The 24,646-nt window shown below is 74.1% G+C and carries 17 protein-coding genes and 2 pseudogenes; 9 read left to right on the top strand and 10 right to left on the bottom strand.

All coding sequences use genetic code 11. The features are described from left to right. Positions 1-67: 67 nt before the first annotated feature. Positions 68-832, bottom strand: a complete 765-nt coding sequence (locus tag ACZ7LB_RS11725) for a hypothetical protein (RefSeq protein WP_471467320.1) — start codon at positions 830-832, stop codon at positions 68-70. A gap of 240 nt (positions 833-1,072) precedes the next feature. On the opposite strand from ACZ7LB_RS11725, the gene ACZ7LB_RS11720 reads away from it, so the two are divergent. The 3 genes and pseudogenes from ACZ7LB_RS11720 (at position 1,073) to hutH (ending at position 5,809) form a co-directional block, all read left to right on the top strand. Continuing rightward, a complete protein-coding gene (locus ACZ7LB_RS11720) occupies positions 1,073-1,873 on the top strand; it encodes an enoyl-CoA hydratase/isomerase family protein (protein WP_265295849.1) in 801 nt (266 codons plus the stop codon). A 322-nt stretch (positions 1,874-2,195) separates the two neighbouring features. Continuing rightward, positions 2,196-3,338 (top strand): annotated as a pseudogene (locus ACZ7LB_RS11715) (GGDEF domain-containing protein); the annotation flags it as partial. 932 nt (positions 3,339-4,270) lie between these two features. Next, positions 4,271-5,809, top strand: a complete 1,539-nt coding sequence (gene hutH, locus ACZ7LB_RS11710) for a histidine ammonia-lyase (RefSeq protein WP_471467615.1) — start codon at positions 4,271-4,273, stop codon at positions 5,807-5,809. Positions 5,810-5,935: 126 nt separating this feature from the next. Here hutH and ACZ7LB_RS11705 read toward each other — a convergent pair whose 3' ends face one another. Further along, positions 5,936-6,298, bottom strand: coding sequence for a hypothetical protein (locus tag ACZ7LB_RS11705; protein ID WP_471467318.1), 363 nt, complete (start codon positions 6,296-6,298; stop codon positions 5,936-5,938). Positions 6,299-6,868: 570 nt separating this feature from the next. Here ACZ7LB_RS11705 and ACZ7LB_RS11700 point away from each other — a divergent pair. After that, complete coding sequence (locus ACZ7LB_RS11700; RefSeq protein ID WP_471467317.1) at positions 6,869-8,119, top strand: L,D-transpeptidase; 1,251 nt, start codon at positions 6,869-6,871, stop codon at positions 8,117-8,119. Positions 8,120-8,507: 388 nt separating this feature from the next. Further along, positions 8,508-11,789 carry a S8 family peptidase gene (locus ACZ7LB_RS11695; protein WP_471467613.1) on the top strand — a complete coding sequence of 1,094 codons (3,282 nt, stop codon included), beginning with the start codon at positions 8,508-8,510 and terminating at the stop codon, positions 11,787-11,789. Positions 11,790-12,332: 543 nt separating this feature from the next. Here the strand turns inward: ACZ7LB_RS11695 and ACZ7LB_RS11690 are convergent. From ACZ7LB_RS11690 to ACZ7LB_RS11680, 3 genes and pseudogenes are all read right to left on the bottom strand, one after another. Continuing rightward, positions 12,333-13,115 (bottom strand): annotated as a pseudogene (locus ACZ7LB_RS11690) (MHYT domain-containing protein); the annotation flags it as partial. A gap of 1,312 nt (positions 13,116-14,427) precedes the next feature. Further along, positions 14,428-15,096, bottom strand: coding sequence for a peptide-methionine (S)-S-oxide reductase MsrA (gene msrA, locus ACZ7LB_RS11685; RefSeq protein WP_471467315.1), 669 nt, complete (start codon positions 15,094-15,096; stop codon positions 14,428-14,430). Positions 15,097-15,509: 413 nt separating this feature from the next. After that, positions 15,510-16,628: a hypothetical protein gene (locus tag ACZ7LB_RS11680; protein WP_471467313.1), complete on the bottom strand. Its 1,119-nt coding sequence runs from the start codon at positions 16,626-16,628 to the stop codon at positions 15,510-15,512. A gap of 97 nt (positions 16,629-16,725) precedes the next feature. On the opposite strand from ACZ7LB_RS11680, the gene ACZ7LB_RS11675 reads away from it, so the two are divergent. After that, positions 16,726-17,880: a cystathionine gamma-synthase gene (locus tag ACZ7LB_RS11675; protein WP_471467311.1), complete on the top strand. Its 1,155-nt coding sequence runs from the start codon at positions 16,726-16,728 to the stop codon at positions 17,878-17,880. Between the two features lie 158 nt (positions 17,881-18,038). Here the strand turns inward: ACZ7LB_RS11675 and ACZ7LB_RS11670 are convergent, their stop codons facing one another. The 3 genes from ACZ7LB_RS11670 to ACZ7LB_RS11660 form a co-directional block, all read right to left on the bottom strand. Further along, positions 18,039-18,296 carry a hypothetical protein gene (locus tag ACZ7LB_RS11670; protein WP_471467309.1) on the bottom strand — a complete coding sequence of 86 codons (258 nt, stop codon included), beginning with the start codon at positions 18,294-18,296 and terminating at the stop codon, positions 18,039-18,041. Positions 18,297-18,399: 103 nt separating this feature from the next. Continuing rightward, positions 18,400-18,906, bottom strand: coding sequence for a sigma factor-like helix-turn-helix DNA-binding protein (locus ACZ7LB_RS11665; RefSeq protein WP_471467307.1), 507 nt, complete (start codon positions 18,904-18,906; stop codon positions 18,400-18,402). Between the two features lie 127 nt (positions 18,907-19,033). After that, positions 19,034-19,534 carry a MarR family winged helix-turn-helix transcriptional regulator gene (locus ACZ7LB_RS11660; protein ID WP_471467305.1) on the bottom strand — a complete coding sequence of 167 codons (501 nt, stop codon included), beginning with the start codon at positions 19,532-19,534 and terminating at the stop codon, positions 19,034-19,036. A gap of 168 nt (positions 19,535-19,702) precedes the next feature. On the opposite strand from ACZ7LB_RS11660, the gene ilvA reads away from it, so the two are divergent. The 3 genes from ilvA to ACZ7LB_RS11645 all read left to right on the top strand — a co-directional run bounded on the left by ilvA (position 19,703) and on the right by ACZ7LB_RS11645 (position 23,357). Beyond that, positions 19,703-20,932, top strand: coding sequence for a threonine ammonia-lyase (ilvA, locus tag ACZ7LB_RS11655; protein WP_471467303.1), 1,230 nt, complete (start codon positions 19,703-19,705; stop codon positions 20,930-20,932). Positions 20,933-21,525: 593 nt separating this feature from the next. Next, positions 21,526-22,515 carry an ATP-binding cassette domain-containing protein gene (locus ACZ7LB_RS11650; RefSeq protein ID WP_471467301.1) on the top strand — a complete coding sequence of 330 codons (990 nt, stop codon included), beginning with the start codon at positions 21,526-21,528 and terminating at the stop codon, positions 22,513-22,515. Beyond that, positions 22,512-23,357, top strand: coding sequence for an ABC transporter permease (locus ACZ7LB_RS11645; RefSeq protein WP_471467299.1), 846 nt, complete (start codon positions 22,512-22,514; stop codon positions 23,355-23,357). The genes ACZ7LB_RS11650 and ACZ7LB_RS11645 overlap by 4 nt, the downstream gene beginning before the upstream one ends. A gap of 123 nt (positions 23,358-23,480) precedes the next feature. Here the strand turns inward: ACZ7LB_RS11645 and greA are convergent, their stop codons facing one another. Both greA and ACZ7LB_RS11635 read right to left on the bottom strand, forming a co-directional pair. Next, positions 23,481-23,978, bottom strand: a complete 498-nt coding sequence (gene greA / locus ACZ7LB_RS11640; RefSeq protein WP_471467297.1) for a transcription elongation factor GreA — start codon at positions 23,976-23,978, stop codon at positions 23,481-23,483. 165 nt (positions 23,979-24,143) lie between these two features. Then, the gene (locus ACZ7LB_RS11635) at positions 24,144-24,542 is read right to left on the bottom strand and encodes a DUF4307 domain-containing protein (RefSeq protein WP_471467296.1); all 399 of its coding nucleotides are present in this window, start codon (positions 24,540-24,542) and stop codon (positions 24,144-24,146) included. Between the last annotated feature and the right edge of the window lie 104 nt (positions 24,543-24,646).

Raw genomic sequence — 24,646 nt, 5'->3', positions numbered from 1 at the left:
ACCGCCCGGCGGGTGCGGCCGAGCGGCCTCGGGGCGGCCGCCGTGCGGCGGCGGTGCGGTGCGGGGGTCATCCGGCGCGCAGGTCCAGGCACAGGCGGATGATCGGCAGGCACAGCCCGGGGCGCGTCGGGGCCGGGCTGGGCGAGGGGGCCGGTTCCGGAGCGGGCGGCGGCGAGGGCTCGGGTGAGGGCGCGGGCGGGGTGCCCCGGCCCGGCTCCGGGGTCTTGGTGGGCGGCGGCGCGGGGGTGTGCGGGGGCGCCTCCGGGGGCGTGGGCTCCGGGGCGCGGGGCGGGCGCGGACCGGGGGACTCCGTAGGGGCGTCGGGCGCCTCCGGGATCGTCGTCACGGGCGGGTCCGGCACCGGACCGCCGCCGGAGCCGCCGGTGCGCGTGGAGCCGTCCTGGCCGCCGGGGCCGTCGCCGACCGCGCCGCCGGGTATGAGGGGGACGCCGGAGGACGCGTTCAGCCCGCCCATCGCCGAGTCGGCCGGGCCGCCCCGCGCCGGGGTCCAGCCGGTGCCGCCGGTGCCGTCCGCGCCGCCGGCGACCGGCCGGCGGGCCGCGACGCCCGCCCGGTCGTCCGCGCCCCCGTCCGCCCGCGGGGCGCCCCCGTCCGGGTCCGTGTGCGGCCCCGCGCCCAGCACCGGGACGTTCCCGGGCAGGGCCGATCCGGACATCAACTGGGCGAGCCCCAGCACCCCGGCGGCCAGGGCGAACCCCCCGGCCGCGAGCAGCGTCTTGCGCGGCCGGGAACGGCGGTGCCGGCCGCGCCGCAGCCCCGGATGCCGCCCCGTACGCGGCCGTGGTTCCGTCGGTGACTCCGTGGTGGTCATGATCCCTCCCCGCCGCGCGGCCCCCCGCCGCGTCCTGGCTGGGCGACCGTATGCGCTCCCCGGGACACGGGGCCGGGACGTCGGGCATATGTCACTCGAACGGGTAAGCGGGGCGGGGGGACGGGCGGGGCGCGGGGCGCGGTCCGGGGTTCCGCCGGACGGGCGCGCCTGCGATGATCGGGCGGCCGGGTTGTTAACCCGCGTTAACCGTTGGGCACGTCACGTCGACCGGAGGGTGTCATGGGCGAGGAGCGGTTCGGGGAGTTCGTCGTGGTGCGGCGGCACGGGGACGGGCACGTGGCGGAACTCGCGCTGGACCGGCCCCGGGCCATGAACGCCGTCTCGACCGCCATGGCCCGGTCCCTCACCGCCGCCTGCGCCGCGCTGGGCGGGGACCGCGAGGTGCGGACGGTGGTGCTGACCTCCACCCACGAGCGGGCCTTCTGCGTCGGGGCCGACCTGAAGGAGCGCAACTCCTTCACCGACGCCGACCTGCTGCGCCAGCGCCCGGTGACGCGGGCGGCCTACACGGCGGTACTGGACCTGCCCGTGCCGACGGTCGCGGCGGTGCACGGCTTCGCCCTGGGCGGCGGCTTCGAACTCGCCCTGTCCTGCGACGTGATCGTGGCCGACGCCACGGCGGTGGTGGGGCTGCCCGAGGTGTCGGTGGGCGTGATCCCCGGCGGCGGCGGTACGCAGTTGCTGCCGCGTCGGGTGGGGGCGGCGCGCGCGGCCGAGCTGGTGTTCACGGCGCGCCGGGTGGAGGCCGCCGAGGCGCGGGAGCTGGGGCTCGTCGACGAGCTGGTGGAGCGGGGGCGGGACCGGGAGGCGGCCCTGGAACTGGCCGCCCGGATGGCGGCGAACTCCCCCGTGGGGCTGCGCGCGGCCAAGCGGGCGCTGCGGCTCGGGCACGGGCTCGACCTCCGGGCCGGGCTGGAGGTCGAGGACGCGGCCTGGCGCGCGGTGGCCTTCTCCGGTGACCGCGCGGAGGGCGTGGCCGCGTTCAACGAGAAGCGCCGCCCCGAGTGGCCGGGGGAGTGACCGGCCCCACGGGCGCGGTGCGGGCGGCGGGGCGGTGGTCTCGGGGGTGACTTCGTGGTCGCCCCGCGCTGCGGCGTCCGGGGCGGCGGGCTCGTGGGCGGCTGACGCGGCCGGGCCGGGCCACGCCGCCTCCGGGTCCGGGATCCGCGTTCCCGTCGGGTCCGTCAGGGTGTCGGCCGGGGCCGTCCCGGTGTGCGCCGGGGCCGGCGGGGCGGGTGTGGCCGAGGGAAGCCGGGCCGCTCGGATGGCCTCGGGAGGCACCCCGCTCCCCATTCGCATCATCAATGTCCACATTTTCGTTAAAGCTCCCTAGCCTGGAGTGATGGGTGAGGACAGGCGGCTCGCGGCCGTCGTGGCGTTGGCGCAGGGCATGGCCGCCGCGCACACTTCGCACGAGGTGTGGCGGGCGGCGGCCCTCGGCGCCAGCCGCGCGCTGGGCGGCGGCTTCGCCGCGCTCTCGGTGTGGGAGCGCGAACTGGGCCGCCTCCGGGTGCTGGTGAACGTCGGGGAGCGGGCCGAGGACGAGGAGGAGTTCCCGGAGGACGAGTCCTACCCGGTCCACCAGTTCGCGGAGATCACCGAGTTCCTGCACGAGCGCTGGGCCGGCGGCGGCGAACCCAACGCCTGGGTCGAGACGGCCGAGGGCCCCGCCACCGGGCGCCCCGGCTACGTCCACCAGCGGGTCGCCGCCCTGCGCCGCCGGGGGCGCGGCTGCTGCGTGGTCGCGCCGGTCGTGCTGCACGGGCGGGCCTGGGGCGAGCTGTACGTGGCCCGGCCGGCCGGCGCCCCCGTCTTCGAGCGGGCCGACGCCGACTTCGCCACCGTCCTGGCCGCCGTGGTCGCCGCCGGGATCGCCCAGACCGAGCGGCTGGAGGAGGTCAGACGGCTCGCGTTCACCGACGCGCTGACCGGGCTGGCCAACCGCCGGGCCGTGGACACCCGGCTCGACGAGGCGGTCGAGCGCCACCGCGCGGAGGGCGTCACCGTCAGCCTCGTCGTCTGCGACCTCAACGGGCTGAAGCGGGTCAACGACACCCACGGGCACGCGGTCGGGGACCGGCTCCTCGAACGCTTCGGCTCGGTGCTGTCGCTGTGCGGCGCCATGCTGCCGGGCGCGCTCGCGGGGCGGCTCGGCGGCGACGAGTTCTGCCTGCTGGCGGTCGGCCCGCCGGCCGAGGCCGTGATCAAGGCCGCCGACGAGCTGTGCCGCCGGGCCGCCGAACTGGCGCTGGGGGACGGCGTGGCCTGCGGGGTCGCGTCCACCGAGATCACCGTCGAGCCGGTGCGCTCCGCCCGGCGGCTGTTCCGGCTGGCCGACGCCGCCCAGTACCGCGCCAAGGCCGAGCGGGCGGCCCGTCCCGTTGTCGCGGGGCGGGAGGGGCCCTGCGACCCGGTCGTACGGCTCGCGGACGAGCCCGCCCGCGAGGACGGGGAGCGCCGCCGCTTCCGGGGCCGCCACGCGCCCCACGACGGACCCGAGCCGCCACGCCCCGCGGGGCCGTCCGGCACGGCGGCCCGGTCCGGCCCCGGGCACCGGGAGCCCCGCGGCGGCCCCGACGGCACGCCCGCCCCCGGAGGCGGCGAGTCTCTCGACGGCCCCGAAACCGAGCCCGCTCCCGGGGGCCACGAGTTTCCGGGCGGTCCCGGCGGCACGCCCGCCCCCGGAGACGGCGAGTCTCTCGACGGCCCCGAAACCGAGCCCGCTCCTGGGAGCCACGAGCCCCGCGGCGGCCCCGGCGGCACGCCCGCCCCCGGAGGCGGCGAGTCTCTCTGCGGCCCCGAAACCCCACCCGCTTCCGGGCCCCCGGACGCCCTCGGCCCTCGGAAGGCCCCCGAGCCTTCCGACTTCCCTTCCGACCCCGAGGTCCCGGACGCCCCGGACGCTCCGGGCGGCCCCGGCACCCCCGACGGCCTCGTGACCCCCGATTACCCCTACGACCCTGACTCCCCTTACGACTCTGACTCCCCTTACGGCCCTGATTCCCCTTACGGGCCTGAGACCCCGTACGTCCCCGAGACGCCTTACGGGCCCTCAGCTCCCCATGGCACGGACGCCCCCCCGCACCCCTGAGATCCCCTACGGCACCGGAACCCCCTACGGCTCCGGCAACCCCTACGGGCTCTTAGCCCCTCGCGGGACCGAGGCCCCCCTCATCCCCCCCGGCCCCCCACACCCCTCCCGGCCGTCCCGGAGAACCGGCCGACGCTCCCGGCGCTCCCGGCCGCGCCGGGGATCCGCTGCCCTCGGACCTCCGCGTCCCCCCGGCCGCCGCTCCCCGCCGCCCGCAGGGCCCCCGCCCCGGGCGGCCCCGTCAGGTCTGACGCGTTGCCGCCCCGCGGACGCCGAATCCAGTGGTGACATCATTGAATTCACTGCGTACGCTCCTGAATATGGATATGCACACTGTGGTGGTGGGGACGTCCGGTGTCACCGCGTCCGACGTCCTCGCCGTGGCGCGCGGGGGCGCCCGGGTCGAGCTCTCCGAGGCGGCGGTGGCGGCCCTGGCCGCGGCGCGCGGGATCGTGGACGCGCTGGCCGCCAAGCCGGAGCCCGTCTACGGCGTCAGCACCGGCTTCGGGGCCCTGGCGACCCGGCACATCAGCCCGGAACTGCGGGCCCGGTTGCAGCGCAACATCGTCCGCTCGCACGCCGCGGGCATGGGGCCCCGGGTCGAGCGCGAGGTCGTCCGCGCGCTGATGTTCCTGCGGCTCAAGACGGTGTGCTCCGGGCACACCGGTGTCCGTCCCGAGGTCGCGCGGACCATGGCCGACGTGCTCAACGCCGGTATCACCCCGGTCGTGCACGAGTACGGCTCCCTCGGCTGCTCCGGCGACCTCGCCCCGCTGTCCCACTGCGCGCTCACCCTCATGGGCGAGGGCGACGCCGAGGGCCCCGACGGCACCGTCCGCCCGGCCGGGGAACTGCTCGCCGAGCACGGGATCGCCCCCGCCGAACTGCGCGAGAAGGAGGGGCTCGCCCTCCTCAACGGCACCGACGGCATGCTCGGCATGCTGATCATGGCCCTCGCGGACCTCGGCACCCTCTACACCTCCGCCGACATCACCGCCGCGCTCTCCCTGGAGGCCCTGCTCGGCACCGACCGGGTGCTCGCCCCGGAGCTGCACGCCATCCGCCCGCACCCCGGGCAGGCCGCCAGCGCCGCCAACATGCTCGCCGTGCTCGGCGGCTCCGGACTGACCGGTCACCACCAGGACGACGCGCCGCGCGTCCAGGACGCCTACTCGGTGCGCTGCGCGCCGCAGGTCGCCGGGGCCGGGCGGGACACCCTCGCCCACGCCCGCCTGGTCGCGGAGCGCGAGCTGGCGGCCGCGGTCGACAACCCCGTGGTGCTCCCCGACGGCCGGGTGGAGTCCAACGGCAACTTCCACGGCGCCCCGGTCGCCTACGTCCTGGACTTCCTCGCCGTCGCCGTCGCCGACCTCGGCTCGATCAGCGAGCGGCGCACCGACCGGCTGCTGGACAAGAACCGCAGCCACGGCCTGCCGCCGTTCCTCGCGGACGACGCCGGGGTCGACTCGGGGCTGATGATCGCCCAGTACACCCAGGCCGCCCTGGTCAGCGAGCTGAAGCGGCTGGCCGTACCGGCGTCGGCGGACTCCATCCCGTCCTCCGCGATGCAGGAGGACCACGTCTCCATGGGCTGGTCGGCGGCGCGCAAGCTGCGCACCGCCGTCGACAACCTGACCCGGGTGATCGCCGTCGAGCTGTACGCCGCCGCCCGCGCCGTGGAACTCCGGGAGGGCCTCACCCCGGCCCCGGCCACCCGGGCCGTGATCGACGCCGCCCGCGCGGAGGGCGTCCAGGGCCCGGGCCCGGACCGCTTCCTGGCCCCCGACCTCGCCGCCGCGGACGCCTTCGTGCGCTCCGGACGGCTGGTCGCGGCGGCCGAGACGGTCACCGGTCCGCTGAGCTGAGCGGAGCCGGCCGGGGGCGGCCGCGGGGCGTTCCGCGCGGAGCGGTGCCCCGCGGTGCCCGGCCGCGTCCCCCGGGGTCCGGCGGGGACCGGAAGGTCAAAAATGCCAAAAGAACGTCAAGTGATCTCAAAGCCCCAGGCGTTCGCGGCGCATCGAATACACCACGAAGCCCGCGCCGAGCCCCAGGCACAGGGTGCCCCCGACGACGTACGGGGTGCTGTCGAAGCTGCCGGTGTCGGCCAGGCGGGCGGTCTGCGGGGAGGTGCCCGGGGCGTTCACCGAGACCATCCGGGCCCCGGTGGCGGGTGTCTCGCCGGGGTCGGTGCCGTGCCCGGTGATCTCCTGGTTGACCTGCGAGGACGTGGTCGTGGTGAGGGCCCGTTCGACCGGGCCGTCGGGCGTCGCGTTGGCGGACGGGACGAACCACAGGGCGCACAGCAGACCACCCGCGGCGGCGGCGGTCAGCAGTGGACGGCGAGCGGATGACACGGAATATCGATCCCCTTGTGGCGCTGGCGAATTGGCCGTGTGGGCCGATGTTAGTGAAAGGCGCGGGCCACCGGAAAGCCACCGGGGCGGGTGAGCGCGTTCTCCGGGTCCGGGGCCCTTCGGCATGTCCGGTTTGCCGGATTTCTGCGGAGAGTTGTACCGGAACCGCCCGCGGACGGCGGCGGCGCCACCGTGACCGTACCGTGCGCGCCCGCCCCTCCGTCACCTCCCCGATTCGACCGGCCGGGAGCCGGTGAGCATGATGGGCGGCCGGAGCGACGGCGAACGGGCGGCCCGCGGGTGCGGACCGCCGGTCCGGCCCCCGGTGCGCCGGGGAGGCGGCGGTGCGGGCGGCCGGTGAAATGCGCCACGGACCGGCAACCGCCACCCCGGTTTTCGTCGTCTCACCCGGCGCGCACCGGCCGCCCCGCGCCACCGCCCTCCGCGGCGGACGTGGCGTGGCCCACACCCGCGAGGCGTGTGGAACGGGAGGAACCGGTCGTAGCGTTGAAGGTCTTGACGGGGCAGCTCGGGGTTTTTCGGGAATCGGCAGCGATGGAGAAGCGTGTGATGACGGACGGTAGGCGGCGCAGGGGAATAGTGGCCGCGTCCGCAGTGCTCGGCGGTGTGCTGGTGCTCTCGGCGTGTTCCAACGGCGACGCGGGGGCCTCCGGCGGCGGGGACGACAAGACCTCGCAGGCCCAGGTGGACGAGGCCGCGGCCAAGAAGACCTCCGAGGCCCAGATCAGGATCACGCCCGGCGACGGCTCCGACAACGCCTCCATCAACAACTCCGCCGCCGTCACGGTGAGCAAGGGCACGCTGACCGAGGTGCGGATGACCGCGGCCGACGGCGCCGAGGTGAGCGGGCAGATATCCGCCGACAAGGCGAGCTGGAAGCCCACCGCCCCGCTCCAGCGGGCCACCACCTACAAGCTGACCGCGACCGCGCAGGACTCGGAGGGCCGCGCGGCCCACGAGAACGCCTCCTTCACCACGGTCTCCCCGAAGAACAGCTTCATCGGCACCTTCACCCCGGACGACGGCACCACCGTCGGCGTCGGCATGCCCGTGTCGATCAACTTCGACAAGCAGATCACCAACAAGGCCGCCGTCCAGAAGGGCATCAAGGTCACCACGAGCAGCGGCCAGGAGGTCGCCTGCCACTGGTTCAGCACCCAGCGCATGGACTGCCGTCCCGAGCAGTACTGGCAGGGCGACTCCACCGTCACCCTCGACCTGGCCCTCGACGGGGTCGAGGGCGCGTCCGGTGTCTACGGCGTCCAGCAGAAGTCCGTCACCTTCAGGATCGGCCGCAACCAGGTCTCCTACGTCGACGCCAAGACCAAGCAGATGAAGATCACGCGGGACGGGAAGACGATCAAGACCATCCCGATCTCCGCCGGTTCCCCGGACAACAAGACCTACGAGGGTCAGATGGTGATCTCCGAGAAGTTCAAGGAGACCCGGATGAACGGCGCCACCGTCGGCTTCACCGACGACGACGGCGAGGGCGAGTACGACATCAAGGACGTGCCGCACGCCATGCGCCTGTCCACCTCCGGCACCTTCATCCACGGCAACTACTGGGGCGCCAAGTCCATCTTCGGCAGCGCCAACACCAGCCACGGCTGCGTCGGCCTGTCCGACACCAAGGGCGCCAACGACTCCACCACGCCGGGCGCCTGGTTCTACGACAACTCCCTCATCGGTGACGTCGTCGTCGTCCAGAACACCGGAGACAAGACCATCGCCCCGGACAACGGCCTCAACGGCTGGAACATGGACTGGGCCCAGTGGAAGGCCGGTTCGGCGGCCTGACCCGACTCCGCACGGGACGCCACGCGTTCCCCGGGCGCCCACCGCCCCGCACCCCGGGGCGGCGGGCGCCTCGTCGTTTCCGCCCCCCGGACACCCCCGGAACGGTACGGTGCCCGCGCGGGTTCGGCGCCGCCGCGAAGGGCCGCGCACCCCGAATCCTTCGATCACGTAACGGACTTCGCGCGGAGGCGTAACTTCCCCCCGTTGAGCCGAAGTTTGTCGGCATAATCCGAGATCCGGGGGACGCACATCAGTGCGAGACCGCCCCCGGCCGGGTGAACGGGGATGTCGCCCGGTACTTCCGCAAGGGGGAACTTTGCGCACACAAGTCAACAGGGTCGGCGTGGCCACGGTCGCCGCGGCGGCCGCCGTGGCCCTCGCGGCGGGCATGACCAGCCCGGCCGCGGCCGACACGGCGAACGCGGGCCGGTCCACCGCGCGGACCGGGGCCGTCCCGGCTCCGACCGCGGGTGCGGCCAAGCACCGCGTCACGCTCATCACCGGCGACCGGGTCGTCCTGGACGCCAAGGGCCGGGTCGTCGGCCTGGAGCGGGCCGAGGGACGCGAGAACATACCCGTCCAGATACGCAGGGCCGGCGGGCACACCCTCGTCGTCCCGGCCGACGCGGCCCGCCTGGTCGCCGCCGGCACGCTGGACCAGCGCCTCTTCGACGTCACCGAGCTCAACAAGGCCGCCACCCGCAAGGCCCAGAAGAACGGCCTGAAGGTCATCGTCGGCTACAAGTCCGGTGCCTCGTCCGCCACTCGGGCCGACGTCCGCGAGGCGAGCACGCTGCGGCGCACCCTGCCGGCGCTCAACGCCGACGCGGTGCAGGCCCCGAAGGAGGCCAACGCCGACCTGTGGGACGCGGTCACCACCGGCGGGAAGACGGCCTCCGGCATCTCCCGCGTGTGGCTCGACGGCGTCCGCAAGGCCAGCCTCGACACCTCCGTGCCGCAGATCGGCGTCCCCAAGGCGTGGGCCGCCGGCTACGACGGCAAGGGCGTCAAGATCGCCGTCCTGGACACCGGCGTCGACACCACCCACCCCGACCTCAAGAGCCAGGTCGTGGCCTCCAAGAACTTCAGCGGCGCGTCGAGCACCGCCGACAAGTTCGGCCACGGCACGCACGTCGCGTCCATCGCGGCCGGCACCGGTGCCAAGAGCGGCGGCAAGTACAAGGGCGTCGCGCCCGGCGCCAAGCTGCTCAACGGCAAGGTCCTGGACGACGACGGCTACGGCGACGACTCCGGCATCCTCGCGGGCATGGAGTGGGCGACGGCGCAGGGCGCCGACGTCATCAACCTCAGCCTCGGCGGTTCGGACACCCCGGAGATCGACCCGCTGGAAGCCGCGGTCAACAAGCTCTCCGCCGAGAAGGGCGTCCTGTTCGCCATCGCCGCCGGCAACGAGGGCGAGTTCGGCGACCAGACCATCGGCTCCCCGGGAAGCGCCGCCGCGGCCCTGACCGTCGGCGCGGTCGACAGCAAGGACCGGCTGGCCGACTTCTCCAGCACCGGCCCCGGCCTCGACGGCGCCATCAAGCCCGATGTGACCGCCCCCGGCGTCGACATCACCGCCGCCTCCGCCAAGGGCAGCGTCATCGCCAACGAGGTCGGCGAGAAGCCCGCCGGATACCTGACCATCTCCGGCACCTCGATGGCCACCCCGCACGTCGCGGGCGCCGCCGCGCTCCTCAAGCAGCAGCACCCGACCTGGAAGTCCGCCGACCTGAAGGGCGCCCTCACCGGCTCCACCAAGGGCGGCAAGTACACGCCGTTCCAGCAGGGTTCGGGCCGCGTCCAGGTCGACAAGGCGATCCAGCAGACCGTCGTGGCCGACCCGGTGTCGCTCTCCTTCGGCACCCAGCTCTGGCCGCACACCGACGACAAGCCGGTCACCAAGAACCTGACCTACCGCAACCTCGGCACCAAGAGCGTCACCCTGTCGCTCTCCGCCGCGGCCAGCGACCCCAAGGGCAAGGCGGCCCCGGCCGGCTTCTTCACCCTGGGCGCCACCAAGGTCACCGTCCCGGCGGGCGGCAGCGCCTCCGTGCCGCTGACCGTCAACACCCGCCTCGGCGGCACCGTCGACGGCGCCTACTCCGCCTACGTCACCGCCACCGGCGGCGGCCAGAGCGTCCGCACGGCCGCGGCCGTGGAGCGCGAGGTGGAGTCCTACGAGGTCACCGTCAAGGCGCTCGGCCGCGACGGCAAGGCCTCCGGCAACTACAGCGCCAGCCTGGTCGGCGTGGGCGGCCTCGCCGAGGGCAAGTGGTTCGCGCCCTACAACACCAAGGGCACCGCCACGGTCCGCGTGCCGAAGGGCAACTACGTCCTCGACGCGGCGATCTTCGTCGGCAACAACCCGGACGTCTACAAGGGCGCCGACTGGATCGCCCAGCCGAAGCTGGACGTCACCAAGAAGGCGACCGTCACCCTGGACGCGCGCACCACGAAGCCGGTGAACATCACCGTCCCGGACAAGGCCGCCAAGTCCGAGTTCGCCACGGCCGACTTCGCGGTGAAGAACAAGAAGGGCGACCAGTACGGCTTCGGCTGGCTGCTCGACTCGTACACCAACTTCCGTTCGCGCCACCTCGGTCCGCAGATCACCGACGGTTCGCTGACCCAGCAGTGGGACGGCCACTGGACCAAGGGCGCCACGGAGCAGTGGGACACCGTCGCCGGCGGCAAGGTCAAGCAGCTCGCCACCGGATACACCCGTGCCTACAAGGCCGCCGACCTCGCCACGGTGAAGACCGGCCTCGGCGCCTCGGCCGGCGGCAAGAAGGGCTCCGTCGCCCTGGTCGGCTGGCTGCCGGCGACCAGCGGCGCCTCCGCCGTGGGCATCCAGCAGAAGCTCCCCAGCACCCGCACCAACCACGTCTCCACCGACAACGGTGTGCGCTGGGACCTGGAGTTCGAGCAGAGCGGCGGCCGTGACTCCGAGGGCTTCCCGGTCACCGAGGCCGTGTACCTCATCGGGGCGAAGCAGTACAAGGCCGGCAAGAGCTACTCCGAGACGTTCAACACGGCCGTCTTCGGCCCGCGTCTGAACTCCACGTTCGGCCTCTACCGCGAGGGCAACGACGTCTTCGGCCTGATCCCGCTCTTCGCCGACGGCAAGGGCCACGAGGGCTCCTCCCTCTTCAGCTCGGCCACCACGACCCTGTACCGCAACGGCACCAAGGTCGGCTCCAACAACGACCCGCTGTTCGGTGAGGGCGTCTTCACCGTCCCGGCCGGTGACGCCGCGTACAAGCTGACCACCTCGGTCAAGCGGTCCGGCAGCGTGGCCACGGCCACCAGCCGGATCGACGCGACCTGGACCTTCCGCTCCAAGAAGACCGCCTCCCTGGCCAAGCTCCCGGCCTCCAGCGCCCGCTTCGGCGTCACCACCGGCCTGGACAGCAAGGTCGCGGCCGGCAAGACGGTCAGCGTTCCGGTCACCGTCGAGGGTGCCGCCGCCGGCAGCAACCTGAAGTCGCTGACGGTGTACGTCTCCTACGACGCCGGCAAGACCTGGAAGAAGACCACGGTCACCAAGGGCAAGGCCGGCATCAAGAACCCCGCCAAGGGCAAGGCCGTCTCCCTGCGCGCCAACATCACCGACAAGAAGGGCAATACGTCCTCCATCACGATCTACAACGCGTACTACGGCAAGTAGTCCGCGCATGTAGGGGACCCGCCCCATGAACGGCGGCCCGCCCGGAACTCCTCGTTCCGGGCGGGCCGTCGTCGTGTTCGAGGGCGGTCAGCGGGGGTCGCCGGTGTGGGCTCCGGGCCACTGCGGCCCACCCCCGCCGGGGCCCCGCGCCGGAGCCTGGGGCCGCGGCGCCGCCGGGGCCTGCGGCCCGGTCTCGTCGTAGCCGGGGACCCGGGCGTACGTGTGGGGGCGGCCGTCGCCCTGCGCGGGGCCGTCGTCCCGCATCCCGCCCTGACCGTACGTCTGGGGACGGCCGTACGCCGGCTCCTGGGTGTACGCCGACTCCTGGGGATACGCCGACTCCTGGGTGTACGCCGGTTCCTGGGTGTACGCCGGCGGCTGGACCTGGCCGTACACCCGGGCCGGACCGTAGGGCGGCTCGGCCCGGTCGTAGGACCGCGCCGCGCCCTGGGCGGGCCCGGGGGCGGGCGGTGCGGTGACCGGGAACGGGGCCGGCTCCGGGGCCCGCGCGGCGAACGGGGCCGCCTGGGGGCCGGTCGCGGGGACCGTCCGGGGGGCGTCCGCGGACTCCGGCTCGTCGTCGCCGAGCACCAGGTCGGGGTCGAACATGACGATCGCCGCCGCCAGGACCAGCACCACGACCGGACCGGCGACCATGGCCAGCAGGAACGACATCAGGCCGACCGAGGACTGGGCCGCGGCCGCCGCCCCCTGGTCCAGGTGGACGCTGACGGCCGCCATGCCGGTGTAGTGCATGCCCGTGACGGCGACGCCCATGACGAGGGCGGCGCCCAGGCTCGACCACAGCCCGCGGATGGTGACGGCCGCCCACAGCGCGGCGGTGGCCGCCGCCACGGCGATCAGGACGGACAGGGCCACCGTCATCGTGTCGTAGCGGATCTCGCCGTGCACGCGCATCGCGGACATGCCGATGTAGTGCATCGCCGCGACGCCCAGCCCCATCAGCACGCCCGCGCCGGTGAGGACCTTCGGGCCGGAGCCCAGCCTGCCGACCAGGAAGACGCCCAGCGCGGTGACGACGATGGCGACCAGCAGGCTGAGCACCGTCAGCCGGGTGTCGTACTCGACGGTGGCCCCGTCGATGCTGAACCCGATCATCGCGATGAAGTGCATGGTCCAGATGCCGCAGCCCAGGGACACCGCGCCGAGGAAGAGCCAGCCGTTGCTCCGGGCACGGGCGCGCGGCCCGCCGCGCACGGACCGCACCGTGCAGCGCAGTCCGAGCGCCGACCCCAGGCACGCCATCAGATACGCGGCGATCGGGGTCACCGCCCCGTAGTGGAAGTCGGTCACCGTGGCAGTCACGACCCGATGCCTCTCATGTCATCCCCGTCGGACGCGCCGGCCGGGAAGGTGGAATGAAACGGGCCGAATGATTCAGGCCACATCGCCTAATTAATCACAGGAATCAGGGGCCTCTTGCCAGGAAAGGTGTGCCGTCCGTCACGGAGGGTGCCGTCCGGAGCGGATCGCGGACGACGCGCTCCTGGGCCTCCTCCCGCTCCGGCGAGGGAACGGAACCGGATCGTCCGGCGCCCAAATGGGCCTCCACGGAGCCGAGTTCCGGGAGGTTCCAGCCGCCCGCTTCCGGGGCGGTGGGACCCGGCCGCCGCCGACGGGGTGCGGATGTCCGGCGGGCTTCGTCACCGTCCGTGGTCCCCGGTGGTTCCCGTCCGCCCCCGGGTGGCGTGCCTCCTGCGGCTCCCCGAAGGGTGGCGGTGTACCTCTCGCGCCGAAAGAGGCCAAATCCATTTCCCCATGGCCGACTTGCCGCTGGACCACAGAGAGCCGTACGGCCGGGCCGAATGGGCCGGGCGGCGTGATTCCGGGCGGGGATTCCTTCTTATGGTCCGTCAGGAAATCGCCGAATGAATTTCCCGCCACGCTCCGGTGGTTGGCCGTACGAATGGAGGAAACGTCCCCGTCACCGGCTCCCCCTTTAGTAGGAGGCGGCCGGGGCGCGTGCGGGGGGAGGTTCCGTCACGAAGCCCCGCCGTTCCGGTCGTCCTCGGGGAGGGACGGCCGGAGGATCTCCGGCGCCCGCCCGGTTCGCGCCCGCGGAACCGGGCGCCCGCGCCGGGGCGGTGGCACGTCGGAATGTGAGCGGGCGCCGGGCCTGTCCGACCGGGCGGCCTTGTCCATGTCGTCGGCCGCCCGTCGCCGGCCGTCTTCCGCCCGCCGCCTTCGACCCGCCGTGGGCCACCGACCGCACGCCGTCCCGCCAGGCGGGGGCGGCCCTCGTTTCCGCCTGGGCGCCTTCGCGTCGGGCACGGTCCATGTCCGGGAGGGTCCCTCGGGCGGTACCGCCCTCACACCGGACCCGTCTCACACCCGGGCACCCCGCGCCGCGCCGGGAGGTCGCTCGCTGCGCTGCGCCTGAGCCCTCTCGCGGCCGACGCCGACCCGGCGCCCGGCCGTCGTCACGCCGAGGCGCCTCCGGGTCCAGTCGTCGTCACGCCCGAGGCGCCTCCGGGCCTGGCCGCCGTCGCACCGAGGCACCTCAGGATCAGGCCACCGCCGCGGCGTGGCACCTCCGCGCCAGGCCGTCGTCCTCTCCGGCCCTGTGCGTTCGGGCCGCGCGACGTATAGGGGCCGCCGTCTCGGCGGCCCCTGTACGTCAGCCCTCCGCGGGGGCCACGCCGACGGGGCAGGACACGCCGGTCCCGCCGATGCCGCAGTACCCGGCCGGGTTCTTGTCGAGGTACTGCTGGTGGTAGGGCTCCGCCGGGTAGAAGGGGCGGTCCCCGGCGGGGAGGATCTCCGTGGTGATCGTGGAGTGCCCGGCGGCCGTCAGCACCTTCTGGTAGGCGTCGCGGGACGCCTCGGCGGCGGCTGCCTGCGCGGGGGAGTGGGTGTAGACCGCCGAGCGGTACTGGGTGCCCACGTCGTTGCCCTGGCGGAAGCCCTGGGTCGGGTCGTGGGACTCCCAGAACGTCTTCAGCAGGCGCTCGTACGGGATCACCGCGGGGTCGTACACCACGCGCACGACCTCGGTGTGGCCCGTCAGCCCCGAGCACGCCTCCTCGTAGGTCGGGTTCTCCGTGAAGCCGCCCTGGTAGCCGACGAGGGTGGTCCACACGCCCGCGGGGAGCTGCCAGAACTTCCGCTCCGCGCCCCAGAAGCAGCCCAGCCCGAAGTCGGCGGTCTCCAGGCCCTCGGGGTAGGGGCCCAGCAGCGGCGTGCCGAGCACGGTGTGGCGGTCGGGGACCGCGAACGAGGGCTCGGAACGGCCGCGCAGGGCCTCCTCGGCGGTCGGCAGCCGGGGCGTCCGGTGGTAGAGGAACATGCGGCGGTCTCCAATCGGGGCGACAGTCGTACAACGTGTGCGGAGCGGTGGGAATTCCGGCGGAGTGCCGGGCGGGGCGGCCCGGGGCGGGTCCGCTTCGGGACCGGCCCCTTCCAGGGCGGTCCGCCGCCGCCGGGCGGGGCGCCGGAGGCCCGGCGGGTGGGCGGTCGGTCGGGTGCGGCGGGGTCGGGGCGGATCAGATGCGCGGACCGGCTACGGGGGCGCGGTCCGGCCGGGGCAGGACCGGGTCCTGGTCCTGGTCCGGCAGGGGTGGGACCCGGGCCGGGGTGGGACCCGGTCCCGGGCGGTGGCTCAGGTGCGGCACCGGGACGCCGTTCCTCCGCCGGCACCGGCGAGCCGATCCCTCTCGGGGCGGGGCGCGGTCCCCCCCGTCGTCCTCCGCCGGGAGCCGCTCAGTGCGGGAGCGTCGCCGGACTGCCGCCGTTGGCCTCGTAGCCGGCCACAGCCAGCGCGCGGAACACGGCGAACTCCGCCGCCGGATCGCCGGACAGGACCCATGGCAGGGCGCCGACATGGCCGTCGATCACTATGAGCTGGTTCATGGCCTCCGCCCAGCGCTCACCACTGACCAGGAAGTAGACCAGCAGATGCCGCACATGTGCCTGCATCGGGTCGTCCCGTCGGGCGGAGTGCACCGCGTGCAGCGCGCCGTGGACCGCCTTGGTGACGACCTCGCTCTGGTGGAAGCCGCGCACCAGATTCAGCTCGGGCAGGTGCTCGAAGACCGCGAACAGCGGCATCGCGGCCAGCAGCGAGCCGTGCGGCGCGCGGGCCGCGGCGGCCTCCGCGAAGGAGTACGCCAGCTCGCGGGAGCCGTGCCACTTCTCGCACCAGTAGTGCAGCGCGGCCAGGTGCGCCCCCATGTGGTTCGGCGCCCGGTCCAGGATCCTCAGCCAGAGCTGCTCGAACTCCTCCCGCGAGTAGCCCAGGCCCCGCGCGATCGACAGCTCCACGATGTACGGGACCGGATCGCCGGGGGCCAGCAGGGCCGCCTGGCCGCAGGCCGTCCGCGCCTCCTCCATGATGATCCGGAACTCGTCCGTGCCCGGCGTCGCCGTCCGCCACGCCTGCTGCACCAGGAACTCGGCGTGCACGGCCGCGCCCCCGGCGTCCTTCGGAGCCTCCGTCCGCCACACCCGCAGCCACTGGCCGCCCGGGGTCTCGGAGACCCCGCCCGGCCGCTGCCGGAGCTCCAGCGAGGCGGCGCCCGCGAAGGCCTGCACCCGCTGCCAGCGCCGCTCGCCCTCCTTCTCCGTCCCCGCGAGGAGCTGCAGGGCCGCCCGGTGGTCCTGGGTGCGCTGGACCAGATCCAGCACGTCCAGCAGGTCCTGGTCGGGGCCGGGCATGCGGATGTCCAGCTCCTCCTCCCGCGCGAAGCCGTAGTGCGCGGGGTCCGCCGCGTCCGGGTGGCCGGGCTGGACCAGCCCGACCGCGCCCCGGCGCCGCCGCAGGACAGGGAGCAGCACGAAGCCGAGCATGACCAGTGCCATCAGGACCCAGAGAATCTCCATGCCCACAAGCGAACCAGACGACGCCGACAATTGGCCAACGTGTGCCGCGCCCTGTGGAAAACCCACGGAGGCGCTCGCGGCACTACGCTCTGTGCCCATGAGCGACAGGCACATCAGTCAGCACTTCGAGACGCTCGCGATCCACGCGGGCAACACCGCCGATCCCCTGACGGGCGCGGTCGTCCCGCCGATCTACCAGGTGTCGACCTACAAGCAGGACGGCGTCGGCGGCCTGCGCGGCGGCTACGAGTACAGCCGCAGCGCGAATCCCACCAGGACCGCGCTGGAGGAGAACCTCGCCGCCCTGGAGGGCGGCCGCCGCGGCCTCGCGTTCGCGTCCGGACTGGCGGCCGAGGACTGCCTGCTGCGCGCGCTGCTGAGCCCCGGCGACCACGTGGTCATCCCCAACGACGCCTACGGCGGCACCTTCCGGCTCTTCGCCAAGGTCGCCGCCCGCTGGGGCGTCGAGTGGTCCGTGGCCGACACCGCCGACCCGGCCGCCGTACGGGCCGCCCTCACCCCGAGGACCCGGGCCGTCTGGGTGGAGACCCCCTCCAACCCGCTGCTCGGCATCACCGACATCGCCGCCGTGGCCCAGGTGGCCCGGGACGGCGGGGCCCGGCTGGTCGTCGACAACACCTTCGCCACGCCGTACCTCCAGCAGCCGCTCGCCCTCGGCGCGGACGTCGTCGTGCACTCGCTGACCAAGTACATGGGCGGCCACTCGGACGTCGTCGGCGGCGCCCTGATCGTGAACGACACGGAGCTGGGCGAGGAGCTGGCCTTCCACCAGAACGCCATGGGCGCGGTCGCCGGGCCGTTCGACTCCTGGCTGGTGCTGCGCGGCACCAAGACGCTGGCGGTGCGGATGGACCGGCACAGCCGGAACGCCGGGCAGGTCGCCGAGATGCTCAGCCGGCACCCGCGGGTGGCCGGCGTGCTCTACCCGGGGCTGCCGGACCACCCCGGGCACGAGGTGGCGGCCAAGCAGATGCGGGCGTTCGGCGGCATGGTGTCGTTCCGCGTCCAGGGCGGCGAGGAGGCGGCCGTCGAGGTCTGCAACCGGGCGAAGGTCTTCACCCTCGGCGAGTCCCTGGGCGGCGTCGAGTCGCTGATCGAGCACCCCGGGCGGATGACGCACGCCTCGACGGCCGGTTCGGCCCTGGAGGTGCCGGGCGACCTGGTGCGCCTCTCGGTCGGCATCGAGAACGCCGAGGACCTCCTGGAGGACCTGAAGCAGGCCCTCGGCTAGGGAGGACGCGGCGCCCGGCACCGCGGCCCCGCGCGGGAGGCGGTGCCGGGCGCGGTGTCCCGGGGCTGTGTCCCCGGGGCGCCCCGGCGGGGCCGCGCGCCCTGGCCGGGCTCCCCGTCACCTCGCGGGGCCTGTGGCGGCCGGGTCCTCCGGTGCTCTCACCAGCGGTCCCAGCCGGTCATGGGCGGGACCGTGTCCGAGGGAGGCCGGTCCCAGGGCCGTACGATCGCGGCCCACACCGTGAACGCCAGGGCCGCCGCGCCCAGCACCAGCCACAGCAGCCGCCGTGCCGCGCCCCGGCGCCGCAGCGACCGGCGGCCCCGGCGGACCGCTTCGGCGTGCAGCCCGGTCGGCACCCGGGGCGGGGACTCCGCCAGGATCCGCCGCACGGCGGCCTCCCGTCCGGCCCGGTTCACCGGGCCCGCCCCGGTTCCGGCGCGCGGCCCATGGGCGGCGCGCCTCCCGTGCCGGGTGCCCGTCCTGTGCGGACTCGTCCCGTGCGCGTACCGCCCGTGCCGCTCATGTCGCGGCCTCCGCCCGCGCCGCCGGGCGGAGCGGGGCGGGCGGCGGGGGCGGGTGCAGCAGGCGGGAGACGGTCCGCTCGCAGACCGTCCGGATCCGCTCCACGGGCAGCCCCAGCAGCGCCGCGGTCTGCTCCTCGGCGACGCCCTCGTGGATCCGCAGCACCAGGATCAGCCGTTCGGAGGGGGCCAGCCCGGCCAGGGGGCCCGCGGGCTCCCGCCGGGCGTGTCCGAACGGGCCGGGGGAGGGGCCGGAGGCGTGCGCGAAGCGGGTCGCCAGGTGGAGGCGGGCGCGGTCGTACGGGTCGTCCCCGCGCGCGCTGTCCCAGGACGCGTAGGTGTGCGCCAGACAGCGGACGAGCAGGTCCCGCGCGCGCGGGTTGTCGTCCGGGGGCTCCGCGGTGAGCAGTGTGGCGGTGTGCAGCAGCCGCCCCGCGGCGCCCGCGACGAAGGTCTCGAACTCCTGGTCCCGGTCGGCCTCCCGGGACGCCCGCCGTGCTCGCACCACGCCTCCCGCCCGCGTCCCGGTGGCGGGGTGCCGTGTTCCCCGCCACGGGCCCGCGCTCCACTATCGGGCCAGGGGTGGCCCAGCGGTCAAGGGCCCCGGCGCACCCGCGTGCGCGGGAGGCGCGTCAGGACTCCGAGGGGGCCGGGGCGGTGGCGGCACCCTGGGGGGCCGTACGGGCGGACAGGGCGCCGTTGAACCGGGTCAGCAGGGAGCAGAACGCCTCGCGCTCCTCCGGCTCCCAGTCCTGGGTCAGCTCGGCCATCAGCAGGCGCCGGGAGGCGCGCACCTCGTCCAGCCGGGACACCCCGCGCGGGGAGAGCTGCAGGACGACCGCGCGCCCGTCCTCGGGGTGCGAGGTGCGCTTGACCAGGCCGGTGTCGACCAGCGGGGCCACCTGCCGGGTGACCGTGGACGAGTCGATTCCCATGCTCGCGGCGAGTGCCTTCACTCCCATGGGGCCCTCCCGGTCGAGCCGGTTGAGCAGCAGGTAGGCGGCGCGGTCCATGGAGTTGCGCACCTGGCCGACCCCGCCGAGCCGGGTCTGCTCGGCACGTCGGGCGAAGAGCGCCACCTCGTGCTGGAGCGTGTCGAGAAGACCGGTGTCACCGGTGGTCGTGATGTCCATCGACATTCCAGGTGATGCGGGCATGGCCGGGGGCTCACTTCGTGGAGGCTGCTGGTTGCTGGACAGGGTACGCGGCCCGGCGGCGGGGCGTACCTGCCCTGCGCCAAGCCGGTCCCAGAGCTTGGTCACAACCGCCGCCGCCGCCCGTGAACTGCGATGCTGGACCGCATGAGGCACAGCACGGCCGCCGCCCTCCGCCGGGTCACCCTCGACGACGTGCGCGGGGCCCGGAAGATGCTCTCCGGCGTGGCCCGGGTGACCGCCATGGAGGGAAGCAGGCACCTGACCCGGCTGGTCGGCGCGCCGGTGCACCTCAAGTGCGAGAACCTCCAGCGCACCGGTTCCTTCAAACTCCGCGGCGCCTACGTGCGGATCGCCGGGCTGCTGCCCGAGGAGCGGGCCGCGGGCGTGGTCGCGGCGAGCGCGGGCAACCACGCGCAGGGCGTGGCGCTGGCGTCGTCGCTGCTCGGCGTGCGGTCGACGGTGTTCATGCCGGAGGGCGCCCCGCTGCCGAAGATCAGCGCCACCCGGGAGTACGGCGCCGAGGTGCGGCTGCAGGGCCAGGTCGTCGACGAGACGCTGGCCGCCGCCCAGGAGTACGCGGAGCGCACCGGCGCGGTCTTCATCCACCCCTTCGACCATCCGGACGTCATCGCGGGCCAGGGCACGGTCGGACTGGAGGTCCTGGAGCAGTGCCCCGAGGTGCGGACGGTGGTGGTCGGCATCGGCGGGGGCGGGCTGGTGGCGGGCATGGCGGTCGCGCTGAAGGCGCTGCGGCCGGACGTGCGGATCGTGGGGGTGCAGGCGGAGGGGGCGGCGGCCTATCCGCCGTCGCTGGCGGCGGGCCGCCCGGTCTGCGTGGACCGCCCGGTGACGATGGCCGACGGGATCAAGGTGGGGCGGCCCGGCGACGTGCCGTTCGGGATCGTGGAGGAGCTGGTGGACGAGGTCCGCACGGTCTCCGAGGACGCGCTGTCCACCGCGCTGCTGCTCTGCCTGGAGCGGGCCAAGCTGGTCGTGGAGCCGGCCGGGGCGAGTCCGGTGGCGGCGCTGCTGAGCGATCCGGGGGCCTTCGAGGGGCCGGTGGTGGCGGTGCTCTCCGGCGGCAACGTGGACCCCCTGCTGCTGCAGGGCGTGCTGCGGCACGGGATGGCCGCCCAGGGCCGCTACCTGGCCGTGCGGCTGCGGCTCACCGACCGGCCCGGCGCCCTCGCCACGCTGCTGGGGGTGCTGTCCGCGGCCGACGCCAACGTCCTGGACGTGAGCCACGTCCGCACCGACCCGCGGCTGGGGCTCACCGAGGCCGAGGTCGAGCTGCGGCTGGAGACGAAGGGGCCGCAGCACTGCGCCGAGGTCCAGGGGGCCCTGCGGGAGGCGGGCTACCCGGTCATCGGCTGACCGGTCGCCGGTCGCCGGTCGCCGGGCGGCAGGGCGGGCCCCGGGTGCGGCGGTGCCGCGCGGCCGGTGCCGCTGCGCCGGGACGGCCCGGGCGGTACTCGCCCGTCCGTGCCGGCGGTTCGGCCGGGGCGCGGCGGATGCGGATCCGGCACGTCCGCGCGCGTCGGCCGCGCGCCCGCCACGTCCCGCCGCACGTCCGCTTCCCTCCCCGTGATCCCCACCGGGCCCTTCACGTGCGGGGCCCTTCACGTGCCGGCGCCGCCCACCGGTCGCGGTGCACCGGCCGCACGCGCCGGTGCCGCGGGCCGCTCCCGCCAGACCCCCGTCCGGCCGCCGTTCCCGTTCCCGCCCGGCCCGGCCCCGGTTCCTCGCGCCCGGACGGGGGGCCGCGCGGCGCCCGCTCGGCCCTCCGTCCGGGATCTTCACTCGTTCGAGTAATGCGTTGGCAGACGCGATACATCGCGATACTGTGTGCCGTGTCGCGTACGAGCCGTCGAGTGTGAACCCCGTCGTGGAAGCGCGCGGGGGGAGACGGACGGACGAATACCTGCAAATCTAGTCTTTTCGCAGACTCCCATGACCTGGAGGCCCAAATGCCCGGCGCCATCTACGCCGAAGGACTGGTGAAGACCTTCGGCGACGTCAAGGCCCTGGACGGTGTCGACCTCGACGTCCCGGAGGGCACGGTCCTGGGCCTGCTCGGACCGAACGGCGCGGGCAAGACCACCACGGTGCGCTGCCTCACCACCCTGCTGCGGCCGGACCGGGGCAGGGCCGTGGTCGCCGGGATCGACGTGCTCGAACGGCCGGACGCGGTGCGCCGCTCCATCGGGCTCTCCGGCCAGTTCGCGGCGGTCGACGAGTACCTGACCGGCCGGGAGAACCTGCACATGGTCGGGCAGCTCTACCAGATGCGGGCGAGGGACGCGAAGCGCCGGGCGGATGAGCTGCTGGAGCAGTTCCACCTCGCCGACGCCGGCGACCGGCCCGCCAAGACCTACTCCGGAGGCATGCGGCGGCGGCTGGACCTCGCGGCGGCCCTGGTCGTCTCGCCGCCCGTGATGTTCATGGACGAGCCGACGACGGGGCTGGACCCGCGCAACCGCCAGCAGCTCTGGGAGGTCATCAAGCAGCTCGTCTCCGGCGGTACGACGCTGCTGCTGACCACGCAGTACCTGGAGGAGGCCGACCACCTCGCCCACGACATCGCGGTCGTCGACCACGGCCGGGTGATCGCCAAGGGCACCTCCGACCAGCTCAAGGCGCGCACCGGCGGCGAGCGCGTCGAGGTCGTCGTGCGCGAGCGCGAGCACCTCGGCACCGCGTCCGAGGTGCTGCGCGGCCTCGGCGAGGGCGAGACCACGGTCGAGGAGCACATGCGCAAGCTCACCGTCCCCGTCACCGGAGGCGCCAGACTCCTGGCGGAGGTCATCCGCGAGCTGGACACCAGAGGCATCGGGATCGACGACATCGGCCTGCGCCGCCCCACCCTGGACGACGTCTTCCTCTCCCTGACCGGCCATGTGGCCGAGACCGGAACCGGGGAGAGCGAGAACCGGAACGACAAGGAGCCCGCCAAGTGACCACCGCCAGCGAGACCGTCCGGGCCGGAGTGCCCCGGCACCCGGCCGTCCGCTCCGTCCGGGACTCCCTGGTCGTAGCCAAGCGCAATCTGATCCGGATGACCCGCATCCCCGAGATGGTCATCTTCGGCCTCATCCAGCCGATCATGTTCGTGGTGCTGTTCTCGTACGTCTTCGGCGGGTCCTTGAAGATCGGCGGGACCACGGACTCCTCGGTCTACCGCGAGTTCCTGATGGCCGGCATCTTCGCCCAGACAGTCACCTTCGCCACCGCCGGGGCCGGCGCGGGCATCGCCGACGACATGAGCAAGGGGCTGATCGACCGCTTCCGCTCGCTGCCCATGGCACGCGGCGCGGTGCTGACCGGGCGGACCCTCGCCGACCTGGTGCAGACGGCCCTCACCCTGTTCGTGCTGGCGATGGTCGCCCTGCTCGTCGGCTGGCGCACCCACACCAACCTGGGGCAGGTCCTCGGCGCCTTCGGTCTCCTGCTGCTGCTGGGCTACGCGTTCACCTGGGTCGGCGCGCTGATCGGCCTGAGCGTGCGGACCCCGGAGGCCGCCACCTCGGGCGGGCTGATCTGGCTGTTCCCGGTGACCTTCGTGTCCAACGCCTTCGTGGACTCCAGCCAGATGACCCCCTGGCTGCGTCATGTGGCGGACTGGAATCCGTTCAGCGCCACCGTCCAGGCGTGCCGGGAGCTGTTCGGGAACCCGGGCGTCTCGCAGTCCGACGCCTGGCCCATGCGGCATTCCGTATGGGCCTCGCTGATCTACTCGGTGCTGATCATCGCCCTCTTCCGGTCCCTGGCGGTGCGCAAGTACCGCTCCGCCGCCTCCTGACCGGGTTGGCCGCACGGCGGAGCCCCCGGCGGTCACGGGGACACCGGGGGCTCCTGTCCTGCACGGGGCCGGCGGCCGGACGTCCGGCGGGGCCGTGACGTCCGGGCGGGCGGCGGCCCCGCGTCAGCCGTCGTAGGGGACGGCCTTGAGGATCTTCACCGAAGCGGTCTTGCCGTTGGGCAGCTCGTACTCCGCGTCGTCGCCGACCTTCTTGCCGACCGCGGCGGACCCCAGCGGGGACTGCGGCGAGTAGGTCTCGATGTCGGTGCTCGCGTACTCGCGGGAGGCGAGCAGGAACGAGAGCGTGTCGTCCTCGTCGCCGTCGAAGGCGATCGTCACGACCATGCCGGGCGCCACCGTGCCGTCGGCCACGGCGGGCTCGCCGACCTGGGCGCTCTCCAACAGCTGGGTGAGCTGGCGTACCCGGAGCTCCTGCTTGCCCTGCTCCTCCTTCGCCGCGTGGTACCCGCCGTTCTCGCGCAGGTCCCCCTCCTCACGTGCCGCCGCGATCTTGGCAGAGATCTCGGTGCGCGCAGGACCAGTAAGGTACGCAAGCTCCTCCTTGAGCTTGTTGTACGCCTCCTGGGTCAGCCAGGTGGCGTTCTCGCTGGTCTGGGTCACAGGTGCTCCTCGTCGGTGCTGGGAATACAAATGAACGCCCTACACGAAGGATGGTCCTTCCTGGAAGGGCGAAACCACGAGCCTAACAATTCGTGGACGAAAGGGGGAGGACATAAGCCACCAGATTTATGTCACCGCAGGTCAGGCCCCATGAAGGGAGCGGGATCACTCCGCCTGGCAGCCGAGCAGCTCGGCCGAGGTGCCCCGCGCCTTGGTGCGCAGCGTGACGGTCTGGTCCACCCGGGTGTCGTCCTCGCCGAAGCGGAAGTCGGCCCGGCCGACCTCGTCGCCGTCCTCGGCCTGGGAGCGGACGGTGCAGTAGCCGGAGACCCCGGCGTCCTTGTGGACCTCCAGCTGCACCTGCACCGAGCGGTCGGAGATCTCGAAGGTGACGACCTGGGCGCTGATGCTGCTCTGCCCCACGTAGTGGTAGCCGAACCAGCCGATCAGGGCGACCAGCGCGACGCCGAGCACACCGCCGACGATCTTGAGAGTGCGGTCGGCCCGCTCGTCCGAGGAGCGGCCGTAGCGGCTCGCGGGCGTTCGTGTGCTCGCCGTGCTCATGGTCGTCCTCTCGGCAGGAGCGGGACGGAAGCCGTCCCGAGCGGGGCCCCGGCCCGGGGTACCACCCGCTCCGGAATTTCTCGCCCCCCGATTCGGTCACTATA

Source organism: Streptomyces sp. NPDC107521 (assembly GCF_055598485.1).
The sequence above is the reverse complement of the archived record's forward strand: the minus strand, read 5'-3'. Positions and strand labels throughout refer to the sequence as shown.

Excerpts from the sequence above, each read along its gene's own strand:
- ACZ7LB_RS11720 (WP_265295849.1), top strand. The coding sequence starts at position 1,073 with ATGGGCGAGGAGCGGTTCGGGGAGTTCGTCGTGGTGCGGCGGCACGGG.
- ilvA (WP_471467303.1), top strand. The coding sequence starts at position 19,703 with ATGAGGCACAGCACGGCCGCCGCCCTCCGCCGGGTCACCCTCGACGAC.
- ACZ7LB_RS11635 (WP_471467296.1), bottom strand. The coding sequence starts at position 24,542 with ATGAGCACGGCGAGCACACGAACGCCCGCGAGCCGCTACGGCCGCTCC.
- ACZ7LB_RS11650 (WP_471467301.1), top strand. The coding sequence starts at position 21,526 with ATGCCCGGCGCCATCTACGCCGAAGGACTGGTGAAGACCTTCGGCGAC.
- hutH (WP_471467615.1), top strand. The coding sequence starts at position 4,271 with ATGCACACTGTGGTGGTGGGGACGTCCGGTGTCACCGCGTCCGACGTC.
- ACZ7LB_RS11695 (WP_471467613.1), top strand. The coding sequence starts at position 8,508 with ATGACCAGCCCGGCCGCGGCCGACACGGCGAACGCGGGCCGGTCCACC.
- ACZ7LB_RS11680 (WP_471467313.1), bottom strand. The coding sequence starts at position 16,628 with ATGGAGATTCTCTGGGTCCTGATGGCACTGGTCATGCTCGGCTTCGTG.
- ACZ7LB_RS11675 (WP_471467311.1), top strand. The coding sequence starts at position 16,726 with ATGAGCGACAGGCACATCAGTCAGCACTTCGAGACGCTCGCGATCCAC.
- ACZ7LB_RS11725 (WP_471467320.1), bottom strand. The coding sequence starts at position 832 with ATGACCACCACGGAGTCACCGACGGAACCACGGCCGCGTACGGGGCGG.
- ACZ7LB_RS11660 (WP_471467305.1), bottom strand. The coding sequence starts at position 19,534 with ATGGACATCACGACCACCGGTGACACCGGTCTTCTCGACACGCTCCAG.
- msrA (WP_471467315.1), bottom strand. The coding sequence starts at position 15,096 with ATGTTCCTCTACCACCGGACGCCCCGGCTGCCGACCGCCGAGGAGGCC.
- ACZ7LB_RS11700 (WP_471467317.1), top strand. The coding sequence starts at position 6,869 with ATGACGGACGGTAGGCGGCGCAGGGGAATAGTGGCCGCGTCCGCAGTG.